8 protein-coding genes are annotated in these 13,395 nt (G+C 74.8%); 4 read left to right on the top strand and 4 right to left on the bottom strand.

Features of this window, described 5'->3' with window-relative positions:
- Positions 1-554: 554 nt before the first annotated feature.
- Positions 555-2,732 carry a 4-alpha-glucanotransferase gene (malQ, locus tag ACMXGY_RS08285; protein ID WP_483776820.1) on the bottom strand — a complete coding sequence of 726 codons (2,178 nt, stop codon included), beginning with the start codon at positions 2,730-2,732 and terminating at the stop codon, positions 555-557.
- A 116-nt stretch (positions 2,733-2,848) separates the two neighbouring features.
- Between malQ and ACMXGY_RS08280 the strand changes: the two genes are divergently transcribed.
- A complete protein-coding gene (locus tag ACMXGY_RS08280) occupies positions 2,849-3,961 on the top strand; it encodes a mechanosensitive ion channel family protein (RefSeq protein WP_483776368.1) in 1,113 nt (370 codons plus the stop codon).
- Positions 3,962-4,006: 45 nt separating this feature from the next.
- Here the strand turns inward: ACMXGY_RS08280 and ACMXGY_RS08275 are convergent, their stop codons facing one another.
- Positions 4,007-4,447 (bottom strand): PTS sugar transporter subunit IIB, encoded by a 441-nt coding sequence (locus ACMXGY_RS08275; RefSeq protein ID WP_483776819.1) that lies wholly within the window; start codon positions 4,445-4,447, stop codon positions 4,007-4,009.
- Here ACMXGY_RS08275 and ptsP point away from each other — a divergent pair.
- The 3 genes from ptsP (at position 4,410) to ACMXGY_RS08260 (ending at position 7,602) form a co-directional block, all read left to right on the top strand.
- Positions 4,410-6,113 (top strand): phosphoenolpyruvate--protein phosphotransferase, encoded by a 1,704-nt coding sequence (ptsP, locus tag ACMXGY_RS08270; protein ID WP_483776367.1) that lies wholly within the window; start codon positions 4,410-4,412, stop codon positions 6,111-6,113. The genes ACMXGY_RS08275 and ptsP overlap by 38 nt on opposite strands.
- 114 nt (positions 6,114-6,227) lie before the next feature.
- Positions 6,228-6,635: a globin gene (locus tag ACMXGY_RS08265; RefSeq protein ID WP_483776818.1), complete on the top strand. Its 408-nt coding sequence runs from the start codon at positions 6,228-6,230 to the stop codon at positions 6,633-6,635.
- Between the two features lie 31 nt (positions 6,636-6,666).
- Positions 6,667-7,602 carry an acyl-CoA thioesterase gene (locus tag ACMXGY_RS08260; RefSeq protein ID WP_483776366.1) on the top strand — a complete coding sequence of 312 codons (936 nt, stop codon included), beginning with the start codon at positions 6,667-6,669 and terminating at the stop codon, positions 7,600-7,602.
- Positions 7,603-7,636: 34 nt separating this feature from the next.
- On the opposite strand, the gene ACMXGY_RS08255 is transcribed toward ACMXGY_RS08260, so the two are convergent.
- Positions 7,637-10,381 carry a glycoside hydrolase family 48 protein gene (locus tag ACMXGY_RS08255; protein ID WP_483776365.1) on the bottom strand — a complete coding sequence of 915 codons (2,745 nt, stop codon included), beginning with the start codon at positions 10,379-10,381 and terminating at the stop codon, positions 7,637-7,639.
- Between the two features lie 107 nt (positions 10,382-10,488).
- Positions 10,489-13,329, bottom strand: a complete 2,841-nt coding sequence (locus ACMXGY_RS08250; RefSeq protein ID WP_483776364.1) for a substrate-binding domain-containing protein — start codon at positions 13,327-13,329, stop codon at positions 10,489-10,491.
- Positions 13,330-13,395: the final 66 nt, after the last annotated feature.

Here is a 13,395-nt window from a genome sequence, read left to right as displayed (position 1 = left end):
AGCGCGGCCTTGACGCCCTTCGCATCCGACGCCGCCCCACCCGCTCGGCCGTCACCTCACCCAGGGCACGTTGCCGGATCGCGCCGAGGCAGCGGCGTGGTCCGCCGAGGTAGAGGCGTGGTCGCGCGAGGTAGAGCCATGGTCGGCCGGTCAAGGCCTGGTCACGCGCCGAACACGACATCAGTGTCGTTATGCAGGCCGTAACGACACTCAGGTCGTGTTCGACCGCGAGCAACGTCGTGCTCGACAACCACGCGGGGCTCGGGCCTTGGCCGAACGGCGAGACCGCGAAACCGCGAGACGGCGAGACGGTGGGAGACCGGCCCCGCGGGCCGTCGGCCCGGGTGAGCACGGACCAGGGCGAGACGACGCCGGAGGGGTGGGTGGGGGCGCCGCGTCGTGGTCGGGCCTGGCGGGAGCCGCGAGGAACGAGCGGCGGATGGTAGACGCGGCGCCCCCGCCCACCCCGACACCCAGGGCAACCACGCGCCGTCGGCCGTAAAGAACCACGGTTCTACCTCGCGCGACCAGGGTTCTACCCCGGCACGGCGAGGTCAGAGCTCTGCGTTCATCACCTTCACGAGCGAGCGCAGGCGGGCGCTGTCGAAGAGGTCCTCGAGCAGGACGACGTTGCCCGACGAGTCGCCGAGGGGCACCTTCCAGTTGGGGTACTCCTGGTCGGTGCCCGGCTGGTTCTGGGATCGCCGCTCCCCCACGGCGTCGGCGAGCGAGACGCCGAGCAGGGCGGCGGGCGTGCGGCGGATGAGGGCGTGCAGCGCCTCGACGAGCTCGCGCTCGGACGGGTCGTCGCCGACGAGCTCGCGCTCGCGGAGGAACGCGACCATGGCGTCGCGCTCGGCGCGCGCCGCGCGCCGCACCTCGGCGACGTCCTGGTTGAGGACGCGGAGGCGGTCGCGCAGCTCGACGTGCTCCCCGGCGAGGTAGCCGGCCGTGGGCGGCAGGTCGTGCGTCGTGACGGTCGCGAGCGCGAGCGGGCGGTAGTCCTCGGGCGGCAGCGGCTCGCCGTCGCCGGTCTTCTCGAACCACAGGACCGAGGTGCCGAGGACGCCGCGGTCGGCGAGGTAGTCGCGCACCCACGGCTCGAACACCCCGAGGTCCTCGCCGATGACGGTCGCGCCCGCACGGTGCGCCTCGAGGCACAGGATGCCGACGAGTGCCTCGTGGTCGTAGCGGACGTACGCCCCGGCGTCGGCGCGCGCGCCGCCCGGGATCCACCAGAGGCGGAAGAGCCCGATGACGTGGTCGATGCGGATCGCGCCCGCGTGCCGCAGGACCGTGCGGAGCATGTCGCGGTACGGGGCGTACCCGGCGCGTGCGAGCGCCCGGGGGTGCCACGGCGGCTGGGACCAGTTCTGGCCCTGCTGGTTGTACATGTCGGGCGGGGCGCCGACGGACACGCCGGTCGCGAGCACGGAGCGGTGCGCCCAGACGTCCGCGCCGTGGGGGTGCACGCCGACAGCGAGGTCGTGCATGACCCCGATCGACATGCCCGCCTCGCGCGCGGTGCGCTGGGCGAACGCGAGCTGCTCGTCCGCGACCCACTGGAGCCAGCAGTAGAACTCGATGCGGTCGGAGAGCTGCTGCCGCAGCCCTGCCACGGTGGGGCTCGACGGGTCGGTCGCTCCCGGCGGCCAGTCGCGGTCGCCGTAGTGGTCGGCGAGCGCGCACCAGGTGGCGAAGTCCTCGAGGCCCTTGCCCTGCTCGGCGCGGAACGCGTCGAGCGACGCCTGCCGGGCAGTGGAGCGTGGCGCGGCGAACACGACCTCGAGGGCGGCCTTCTTGGCCTCCCACGCGGCGTCGCGGTCGATCGGGCCGGGGTCGGTGTCGAGGTCGCGCACGGGGTCGAAGGCCCACTCGACGAGCGAGCGGTCCGCTGCCGACAGGTAGGCGGTCTCGCGGATGTCCTCGACCCGGATGTAGAGCGGATTCACGAACCGCCGGCTCGTCGGCAGGTAGGGCGAGGGCGTCATGGGGGTTCGGGGCTCGGCCGCGTGCAGCGGGTTGACCAGCACGAAGTCGGCGCCCGCCTCGCGCGCGGAGAGCCACGCGAGGTCCGCGAGGTCGGCGAGGTCGCCCACGCCCCAGGAGGCGCGGGAGCGTACCGAGTAGAGCTGCGTCATGAACCCCCACGTGCGCCGCCCGTCGAGGGCGGGCGGCGGTTCGAGGCGGCGGGGCGTGACGACGAGCGTGGCCCGAGCCTGCGTGCCCTCGCTCGACGCGTGCAGGTCGTGCCAGCCGAGGGGAAGGTCGGCGGGGACCTCGAACGTCGCCCGCCCGATGCGACGCCCGTCGACCGTGCGCGGCTCGACGAAGAGGTCGGTCTGGCTGAGGTCGCGGCGCTCCCGCTGCGCCCGTGAGGCGTGGTGGCCTATGCGCCGCGCGTCCGCCTCGAGCTCGATCCACACCTCTACCGGTGCGCCGTCGACGACGTGCACCGGCACGGTCACGACGTCGCCCTGGCGGACGACCACGGTCGGCGGGAGCATCTGGCGCCACGCGTCGTCGCGCGAGTGCTCGAGGCTCACCGCGACCTTCTCCGGCGACGCCGCCGGGACGCCGAGCGCCTCGAGCACGGCGACGAGCGTCGAGGCCCGGACCTGGCGTCGGGTGCCGTCGAAGTCCCAGAAGTCGGACGCGACGCCGTGGGCGTCGGCCAGCTGCACCAACGGCTCGGGCAGGTCCGTCTGCGGGGGTTCGCTCACGCACCGCATCCTGCCAGAACGCGGGCCCACGAGCAGCGCGTTCGCCCGGCGTGCCCCTCGCCCGAGGGTCCTGGGCCCCCGGGCGCTCCCACCTCGCGCCGACGTCCCGCGGGTACCCTGCGGGCATGCTTCACCCCTTCCTCCCCCTCGTCAGTGCCCCCGTCCCCGGCTCGGTCGGGTCCGCCGTGACCGACGGCCTCGAGGTGACCGACCCGTCGTCGTGGTGGGACTGGTTCCTCGGGGTTCCGCTGCGCGTCATCCTCGTGATCGTCATCGGGACCGTCGCGCTCGCTCTCGTGCGCCGCGTCATCCGTCGCGTCACCGAGCACATCGCGGAGGGCACGCCGGCGCTGCGCAGCAAGCGGCTGGAGGGACTCGGCAGGACCGAGGTGGGCAGCGTCCTGCTGCGCGCCAACCCGCTCGCGACCGCGCGCCGCGCCCAGCGGGCGCGCACCGTCGGGTCGGTCCTGCGCTCGACGGTGAACATCGTCGTCATCACGATGATCGTCCTCATGGTGCTCTCCGAGCTGGGCGTCAACATCGCGCCGTTCCTCGCCTCGGCCGGCATCGCGGGCGTGGCGCTCGGCTTCGGCGCCCAGAGCCTCGTCAAGGACTTCCTGTCGGGCACCTTCATGCTGCTCGAGGACCAGTACGGCGTGGGGGACTCGGTCGACTTCGGCGAGGTGGTCGGCACCGTCGAGGAGGTGGCGCTGCGCGTGACGAAGGTGCGAGACGGCGACGGCACGCTCTGGTACATCCGCAACGGCGAGATCCTGCGCACGGGCAACAAGACCCAGGAGTGGGGTCGCGCCGTCGTCGATGTCCGCGTCGCCTACTGGGCGGACGTCGACAAGGTCCGGGAGACCCTCCTCGCGGCCGCGGAGGAGGTGCGCCGAGACCCGGTGCTCGGCACCTACTTCCTCGAGCCTCCCGAGGTCACGGGCATCGAGGCGATGACGGCCGAGGCGCTGCAGCTGAAGGTGCAGGTGAAGACCCAGGCGGCGATGCAGTGGGAGGTGGCGCGCGCCCTGCGCGCGCAGGTGCGCACCGGCCTGTCGGAGGCGGGCATCCCCCTCGCGGGGGCACAGCAGGTGGTCGTCCTCGACCACTCCCCCGCGAAGCCCGACGACGACACGGGAGAGACGTCGTCGAGCGCCGGCCGCCGCGCCGCCCGGGGCGCTGCGGCGGCCGCCGCGGCCGCCGCTACCCCGGCCATGAGCAAGGACGCTCCGGCCTGAGGCGTGGCGGTGGCGGTGCGGCTGAGCGGCGGCTCAGCGAATGCCTCAGCGCAGGCCGTCGAGCTCCGCGGCGAGGTTGTCGGCCTCGGGGCCGACGATGACCTGCACGACGCGGCCCGAGCGCACGACGCCGAACGCGCCGGTCGCCTTGAGACGCGCCTCGTCGACGAGCGCGGGGTCGGTGACCTCGACGCGCAGTCGCGTGATGCACGGCTCGAGGTCGACGACGTTGCCCTGCCCCCCGAGGGCGTCGAGGATTTGCTGTGCCTTCTGGTCCGAGGGGGTGCTCATCGAAAATGTCTCCTGAGGCGAGTCGCGGGTGGGATCCCGCTCGGGATCCGGGGTGTCGGGGTGCCGTGCACCTGCCCTACAGCCTAGTCTCCAGACACTGTTGTCACCGGATCGACGCGGCGCCGGGAGCGGCGCCGAGGCGGACAGGAGCGGGGTCGTGACGGGCGGAAGCCAGGACGAGGAACGGCAGGTCATCACCGGCATCGGCGTGTGCCCGGGGACGGTGGTCGGGCCGGTCGTGCTGATGCCCGAGCCGATCGCGGCGCCGCCGCCGGGTCTGCGCCTGCCGCCCCGTGCGGACCACGAGGCCCAGGCGCGGCGCGTCGACGAGGCGGCCGGGCAGGTTGCGGCCGACCTGCAGCGCGCGGCCGACGCCGCGGACGGCGAGACGCGCGACGTCCTCGAGGCGACGGCGGTCATGGCGGCGGACCCGACGCTCGCGGCAGACGCCCGGCGTCGCGTCGTCGAGGAGCACCTGGTGCCCGAGCGCGCGGTGTGGGAGGCGGCCGAGGAGGTCGTGCGCCAGTTCACCGAGCTCGGCGGGCACCTCGCCGAGCGGGCGCGGGACGTCGCGGACGTGCGCGACCGGCTCGTCGCCGCGCTGACCGGTCGTCCGGCGCCCGGTGTTCCGGAGCACCCCGAGCCGTTCGTGCTCGTCGCGCCCGACCTGGCGCCGTCGGCCACCGCCGCGCTCGACCCGGCGCGCGTGCTCGCGATCGTCACCGACGGCGCGGGGCCGACGTCGCACACCGCGATCGTCGCGAACGCGATGGGCATCCCCGCGGTCGTCGCGGCGACCGGCGCGAGCGCGGCGCTCGCGCTCGGGGACCTCGTGCTCGTCGACGGCTCGGCGGGCACCGTCGTCGTGCACCCCACGGGCGCACAGGTCTCCGCGGCGCGGGCCCGTGCGCACCAGGTCCGCACGTTCGACGGGACGGGTCGCACGCGTGACGGGCACCGGGTCCAGCTCCTCGCGAACGTGGGCGACCCGGCCGGTGCCGCGCCCGCCGCGGCCGCGAACGCGGAGGGCGTCGGGCTCTTCAGGTCCGAGTTCTGCTTCCTCGACCGCGACCAGCCGCCCACGGTGGACGAGCAGGTCGCCGCGTACCGCACGGTGCTCCGCGAGTTCCCGGGCCGCAAGGTCGTGGTCCGCACGCTCGACTCCGGCGCGGACAAGCCGCTGAACTTCCTCACGGTCGACGGCGAGGAGAACCCGGCGCTCGGCGTCCGGGGCCTGCGCACGGCCGCACGCTGGCCCGAGCTGCTCGAGGAGCAGCTCGACGCGATCTCGCGTGCCGCGGCGGCCGAGGAGGCCGAGGTGTGGGTCATGGCGCCGATGGTCTCCACCGTGGGCGAGACGGAGTGGTTCGTCGAGCGGTGCCGCGCGCACGGGCTCGACGTCGCGGGAGTCATGGTCGAGGTGCCGAGCGCGGCGCTCCTCGCGGGGCCGATCCTGGCCCGCGCGGCGTTCGCGTCCATCGGCACGAACGACCTCACCCAGTACACGATGGCGGCCGACCGGCTCCTCGGGTCGCTCGCCGAGCTGAGCGACCCGTGGCAGCCCGCCGTCCTGCAGCTCGTCGCGGCGACGTGCGCGGGCGGCGCGCAGCAGGGACGACCCGTCGGGGTGTGCGGCGAGGCGGCGTCCCAGCCCGTGCTCGCCGTCGTGCTCGTGGGGCTGGGCGTCTCCTCCCTGTCGATGACCGCGCGCGCGATCCCCGACGTCGCGGCCCTCCTGCGCGAGGTCGACCTCGACGAGTGCCGGCGGCTCGCGCGGCTCGCGGTCGAGGCCGAGAGCGCGGCCGGGGCGCGCGCCGTCGTGCGCGAGAACCTGCCCGTCCTCGCGGACCTCGGGCTGTGACGTGCGCCGCTCGGACGCGGGCCCGCCCGCGCAGGGCCCGGGCGCGCGGCCCCGCGGTGCGATGATGGGCCGGTGACAGAGCCCAGCCCCCGCCCGACGCTGCCCGTCACCGGGATGACCAACGAGTCCGCGCCGGTCCGCCCGAGCCGCACGTTCTACGACGAGGTCGGCGGCCACGACACGTTCGTCCGCCTCGTCGACGCCTTCTACGAGGGCGTGGCCACCGACCCGGTGATGCGGCCCATGTACCCCGAGCAGGACCTCGCGGGTGCGCGCTGGCGGCTCACCGCGTTCCTCGAGCAGTACTGGGGCGGCCCGACGACGTACAGCGAGCAGCGCGGGCACCCGCGCCTGCGCATGCGGCACGCCGGCTTCAAGGTCAACCCCGACGCGCGCGACCGGTGGCTCGCGCACATGCGTGCCGCGGTCGACACCCTGGACCTCGCTCCGATCCAGGAGGCGACGCTGTGGGACTACCTGGAGCGTGCGGCGCACTCGCTCCTCAACACGTTCGACGACTGACCCGACCGCCCGAGCGAAGGAGCCCACCCCCGTGACCCCCGAGCACACCTCCCCCGGCCCGACGTCGCCCGCGGCGCCCCGCGAGCAGGTCCCCAACCCGCTCGGTCACCTCCTCGAGGTGCTGCAGCTCGAGCGGATCGGCGACGGCGACGGGTCCGCCGCGGACCCCGAGCACTTCCGGGGCGTGAGCGTGCACCAGCCGACCGGGCGCGTGTACGGCGGCCAGGTGCTCGCGCAGGCGGTCCTCGCGGCCGGGCGCACCGTCCCGGACGGGCGGCTCCCCCACTCCCTGCACGGCTACTTCCTGCGCCCCGGCAGCCTCGACGTGCCGATCGACCTGGCGGTCGAGCGGCTGCGCGACGGCCGCTCGTTCAGCGCGCGCCGCACCCATGCGATCCAGCACGGCAAGCCCATCCTGTCGATGATCGCGTCGTTCCAGGAGGACCAGGGCGGGATCGAGCACTCGTCGCCCATGCCGGACGCGCCGCCCCCGGAGGACGTGCCCTCGGCGCTCGACGTGCTCGGCGGCATCGACCACCCGATCGCGCGGTTCTGGTCGCACCACTCGGCGTTCGAGCTGCGGCACGTCGGCGGGTCGCTCTACCTGGGCCCCGACCACGAGCCGAAGGACCACCAGATGGTCTGGATGCGCGCGCGCGGCGACGTCGGCGAGGACCAGCTGCTGCACCGCGCCCTCATGGCGTACGCGTGCGACCAGGTCATGCTCGAGCCGATCCTGCGCGAGGCGGGCGTGGGCTGGACCACGCCCGACCTGTCGATCGCGAGCCTCGACCACGCGATGTGGTGGCACCGCGACGCGCGCGTCGACGAGTGGCTGCTCTACGTGCAGTCCGCGTCGAGCGCGCAGGGCGGGCGCGGGCTGGGCGCGGCCCGGGTGTTCGCCCAGGACGGGACGCTCGTCGCGTCGATCGCGCAGGAGGGCATGGTCCGGCTCCCGGCACTGTGAGGCGCGCCGGGAGCCGGACCTGATCAGCGAGAGGTCAGCCGCACGTGACCGTCGTGTCCGACGGCGGTGCGCCCGAGCCGATGAACCCGAACGACGTGCTGGCCCCGGCACCGAGGGTGCCGTTCCAGCCGACGTTCGTGGCGGTGAGCACGCCGCCGCTGACGCTCGTCGTCGCGTTCCAGGCCTGCGACAGCCCACCCGGCGCGAGGTCGAGCTCGACGGTCCAGCCGGTGACGCCCGCGGAGCCGGCCGTCACGGTGACCTCGCCCTGGTAGCCGCCACCCCATGACCCGGCGGTCCGGTAGACCGCGGTGCACGCGCCGGGCTCGGGTCCGCCGTCGTCCGCGAGCGTCTCCGCGACCACGCCGAGCGACACGGGCGAGAGGTTGCCCGCCGCGTCGCGCGCCCGCACCGTGTACCGGTAGCTCGTCTCGGGGTCGAGGTCGTCGTCGGTGTACGTCGTGCTCGCCGTGGAGCCGACGACCGCGCCGTCCCGCAGGACGTCGTAGGCCGACACGCGCACGTTGTCGGTCGACGCCGTCCAGGACAGCGACGCCGTGGAGGACGTCGTGCCCGTCACCGCGAGGCCGGCCGGCGTGGTCGGCGACTCGGTGTCGGGCTCCGGCTGGCTGCCGTCCCCGAAGAGGCGGTCGTAGTCCGCGAGCGCCGTCGCGACCGCCGTCTGCGCCCAGAACCGGTGGTAGGTGAACTCCGGTGCGGGGCCGCCGTCGAGGTGCGCCTGGACCTTCGCCCAGTCCGGGTCGTCGAGGTAGAACGAGCGCAGGTCGAGGAACGAGACCCCGGGCTCGACGACGTCGCCGTTCGGCATCGTGCCCGACCAGCCCGCGGGCACGTACACGCCGTTGCCGGAGGCGGACTCCAGGACGTCGTCGAAGCGGCCGAAGTCGGCGCGGGTCTCGGTCGTCGCGACGCCGATGGCGTCGCTGTTCTGCGTCCAGATCGCGTCGAGCAGGTCGTGGGCGACCTGCTGCGCCCGCGTGTGGGTCTCGCCCTCACCGCCGGCGGCGTAGTACATGAGGGAGCGGGCGAGCGCGCCGGCGACGCCGACGTCCTGGCCGTAGCTCGTCACCTCGACGCTGAGCCCCGCGTTGTCGCCCGGGTTCTCCGGGTCCCAGTCGTCCGGCTGGCCGGACCACGCGAGGTTGGACGGGATCTGCCAGGAGTCGGCGGTGACGGTGATGTGGTCCATGACCCACGGCGCCCACTTGTCGAGGATCGCCTCGGCGCGCTCGTCGCCCGTCTGCTCGTACAGCTGCGCGATCCGCTCGACGCCCCAGCCCTGCATGCCCATCCACGAGTTGGACGGCGGGTCGTGGTAGACCGGCGCCTCGGTGTAGGCCATGTCGTAGAACGTCGCGACGCCGTCCGGACGGTCGGCGTACGCGCCGTCCCAGCTGTTCGTGGACCCGCCGGCGATGCCACCCTCGGGCGCCTGGAGCCACTGGAACAGCTCGATCTGCCGGTCGAGGCTCGCGGACCAGTCGTCGCTCGCCGTCGGCGAGTCGGGCGTGAGCGCCGGGTCGTTCGCGAGCGCCCAGGCCGCCATCGGGTTCTGGTAGCCGAAGTGCGCGTGGCTCGAGCCGATGCGCCAGGCCCACGGCGACGCGGTGTCGAGCGCGCCGCCCCACGCGTAGTACCAGGACAGCAGGTAGTGCGCGCTGTCGCGCCCGGTGCCCGCCGGGCACGACGTGGACTCGCAGCCCGGCGTCTTGAAGTACTTGTCGAACAGCGCGTAGCGCAGGTAGTCGCCCATCTTCGACGCCTTGCCGACGGTCTCGGCGACGGCCTGGGGCTGACCCTGCTCGGTCGCGAACTTGTTGGCCCAGTACGCGGCCTCGACGGCGCGCGCGTCGGCGTCGGGGGCGTTGGTGTACTTCCACTGCTTCGCGTACGACGCGTCGCCCGTGAACAGGTCCAGGTAGCCGTTGGGGCCGCCGTAGGAGAAGTCGTCGATCGACGGCTGCGGGATCGTCTCCCACACCGACTCCTGCGGTCCGCGCTGGAACGTGTTGATGTACGACGTCCCCTCGTGGTCAGGACCGAGGAGCTCCGAGGAGCCCGGCGCGGCGCCGAACCCGTAGACGTTGTCCACGTCGGCGAGCCAGTGCATGCCGTAGACCTCGGGCGTGCCGTAGGTCGACTCGAGCTCGGCGCCGATCGGGTCCCGCCCGACGGACACCGACGACTGGAGCTGAGACGGGTACTGGCTCGGGTGGTTGGCCTCGGGCGCGTACGTCGCCGGCTTGCCCGGGTCGTAGGCCCCGTTGGTCGGCTGGTTCTCCGTGGTGGGGATCATGTACTGCTCGAGCGTGTCCCACGCGTGGTTGAAGGGCTCCCAGTCGCCCGTGACCTGACCGTAGGAGGTCTCGAGCCACAGCCAGAAGGAGTAGGCCTCCGACGTCGTCTCGTGCCCGTAGTCGGGCGCCTCCACCATGAGCGTCTCGACCGCGTGGTACGGGATGCCCTGCGGCGAGAAGTAGCCGTTCGCCGGGTCGTGGATCTTGGCGTACAGCTCGAGGAAGCGGTCGGTGTACTCGCCGTCCGCGAGCGCGGCGGCGGTCGTCGTCCCCGCCGCCTCGGCCCCGGCGGTCGCGGTGGGGACGGCGCTCGCCGGCTGGACCGCGACGATCGCGCCGAGGGTTGCCGCGACGGCGAGCGCGGCGGCCGCGCGGCGGCGGCGGGCGGCACGCCCGGTGGGTGGTGGCGCCGGGCACCGGGTCCGTCGTGGTGGTCGTGGCAGGCCTGACAGGCGTCGCATCGTGCTCCCTCTCGTCGTCGAGCCCTTCCGCGGAGGTGACGGGCCGGCCGTCGTCGGCCGGCCCACCGCGGCAGGTCGGCTCGACTGTCGCCACGGCCGAGCGGACGTCACAACGTACGAAACGTTTCGGGTGCCCCGAGCCGCGCGACGGTGCCGTGCGCGTGCGCGCGGCGCCGGGTGAGGGCCGCACCGGCACGGCGCAGGACCTCGAGCGCGTCCGGCACCGCGGCGACGCTGCCCAGGTGCTCGACGACGCTCCCGCCGCACGCACCGGCGACGTGCACGGCGACGCGCCGCGCCTCGTCGTCGTCGACGCCGTCGAGGAGCACGACGAGGTCCCGCGGCGCGAGCACGCACACCGCGCCCGCCGGGCCGAGCGCGGCGCCGAGCCGGTGCAGCGTGGGGACCGTCGGCGGCGACCCGAACCCGACCGCCAGCACGTGCGCCGAGTACTCCGGGACCCGCCCGGACCGCTCGATCGCCTGCTCGAGGCGGTCGAGGAACAGCGCGCGGTGCAGGACCCCCGAGTCGGGGTCGACGAGCGCGCGCTCGCGCAGGACGCTGCGGTACCTCTCGACGTCGGACAGCACGGCGAGGGCGCCGACCATGCGGGCCGGCCGCCCGCCCGCGTCGTGGACCGTCACGGCCCGGCAGCGCACGCGCACGTGCTCGCCGTCCGCGCAGCGCAGCCGGTGCACGACGTCGAGCGGGTCCTTGGAGCCCGAGAGCTGCCCGGCGACGGCCGCGTGCACCGCCTGCAGGTCGTCCGGGTGGACCCGGCCGAGCCACTCCTCGGCGTCGTCGCGCAGGTCCTGCACGTCGCAGCCCACGATCTGCGCCCACGCGGGCGAGTACCGCACGGTGCCCGCCTCGACGTCCCAGTCCCAGGTGCCGTCGTTCGAGGCGATGGAGACGAGCGCGGCCCGCTCGGCCCCGGCCTCGACCTCGAGGGCCAGGTCGCGCACGCGGTCGGCCGCGTCGGCGAGCGCGTGCCGCTGCTCCTGGAGCGACGTGACGAGCGCCTCGCGGTCGAGCGCGACGGCGAGCATCGCCGCCCAGTGGTTGTACCGCTCGCGCGTGGTCGTCGCGCGCGTGTCGAGCAGACCGCCCACGACGAGGTAGCCCCAGTCGGACCGGCCGAACGCGACGGGCGCGACGATCGTCAGCGACCGCGGGTCGATGAGCTCGCGCGGCGGGAACTGCGCCGTCGCGAAGGTGGAGCCCGTCAGGCGCTCGATCGTCGCGCCGCCGCCCCGGGCTCCGGCGATACGCAGCACGCGCCGGCCGGACCCGTCCGGGTCGTCCTCCCACAGCGCGAGCGCGGCCGTCCCGCCGAGGCCGCGCGGGAGCCAGTCGAGGCGACGCAGCCCCTCGCCGTCGCCGCGCAGCAGGCCGAGGTCCACCTCGTACAGGTCGACGAGGTCCTGCTCGAGGCGACCCGTCCGGGCGATGGTGCCGTGCGCGCACCCGCGGGAGAACGCGACGACGATCTCGGCCGCGGTCGCGCGCACGGCGTCCGCCCGGGCCACCGAGGACGGGGCGGGACGGTCGCGCAGCGGGCTGCGCGACAGCACCGTCCGCCCGAGCTGCGTGGCCCGCGTGCCCGCCCGACGGCGCCGCACGTCGCGCACCAGGTCGGCGACCTCGGCCTCGAGCGCGGGTACGAGCTGCTCGAGCGCCTCCTGCGACGGCCGCAGGGCTGCGGTGCGGTCGGCGAGCGAGCGCGTTGCCGCGGGGGGCGGGACGGCACCCGTCTCCGCCGCACCCCGGAGCATGTGGCGCACCACGAGGAGCCACCCGTCGAGCGGCGTCGGGCGACGCGCGCCCTCGGGCGCCCGCCGACGACCGGGACCGCGCGGCTCGGCACGCAGCTCAGGACGCTCGGCCGCCGCGGCGAAGACGACGCGCGCGACGTCGTCGAGCGGGCAGGTCCGGACGGCCGGCCCTGTGTCGTCCTGCGCGGCGCCGCGGGACGTCGAGGCGGGCGCGCGGTCGCTCGCGGCGTCCGCCGAGGCGTCGCCCGACGCGTGCGACGCCGTCCGGATGAGCTCGCCCTGCGTCCCCTCGAGACAGCCGCACGACTCGCGGCGGATGAGCGCGGCGCGCCCGAGACGGTTCTCGCGGTCGACCGCCGCGCCGCGCACCTGCGCGACGAGCAGCTCGGCGACGCGCTCGCCCACCTGGTCGTGCAGCGGGTCGACGGTCGACAGGCGCGGCCGGGCCCGGGCCCCCGAGTCGGCGTGGTCGAACCCGACGACCGCCTGCCCGGAGGGCAGGTCGACCCCGCCGGCCTGCAGCCCGCGCATGAAGCCGATCGCGTTGCGGTCGGTGGCGGCGAGCGTCGCCGTCGTGGGCAGGCCCCTCGCGGCGAGCCGGCGCGCGACGACCTCGGCGCTCGCCTCCTGGTTGTCACGCGTCCGGTAGACCCACGACGGCGAGGACGGCAGGCCGTGGGCCGCGAGCGCCGCGCGGTACGCGTCGTAGCGCTCGAGCGTGTCGCGCTGGTCGGTGTTGCCGAGGAACCCGATCCGGCGGTGGCCGTGGTCGACGAGGTGGTCGACGGCGGCACGCACCCCGCCCGCGTTGTCGGGCGACACCGCGGGCGCCCGCAGGCCCTCGGCGCGCACGCCGAGCAGCACGAGCGGGATCCCGGACGCGTCGAGCTCGCGCAGCTCGGCGTCGGCGAGCGCCGTCGTCACCACGACGAACCCGTCGAACGACGACCGCCCGAGCAGCGGTCGGCGTCCCGGCGGGCCGGGGAACTCGTCCCGGTCCAGGTCGGGTGGATAGGTCTGCAGCGCCACCACGCGGTGCCCGTGGGCCCGCAGCACCCGGGCGATCCCGGCCAGGGAGCGCCCGAAGTAGAAGCCCCCGACCACCGGGCAGAGCACTCCGAAGGTCAGGTGGTCCCCCGCCTGCCTCGGGCGCCTCGTCGCGTCCGTCGACATCCTCGTCACCGTCCCCGTCACGTCATCGTTACCGAGTCCTGACATGCATCATGCACCCAAACCGGG

The organism is Cellulosimicrobium sp. G4 BAM 1002, from assembly GCF_057126935.1.
Note: the sequence above shows the minus strand (reverse complement) of the source record. Positions and strands in the feature narration are given on the sequence as shown.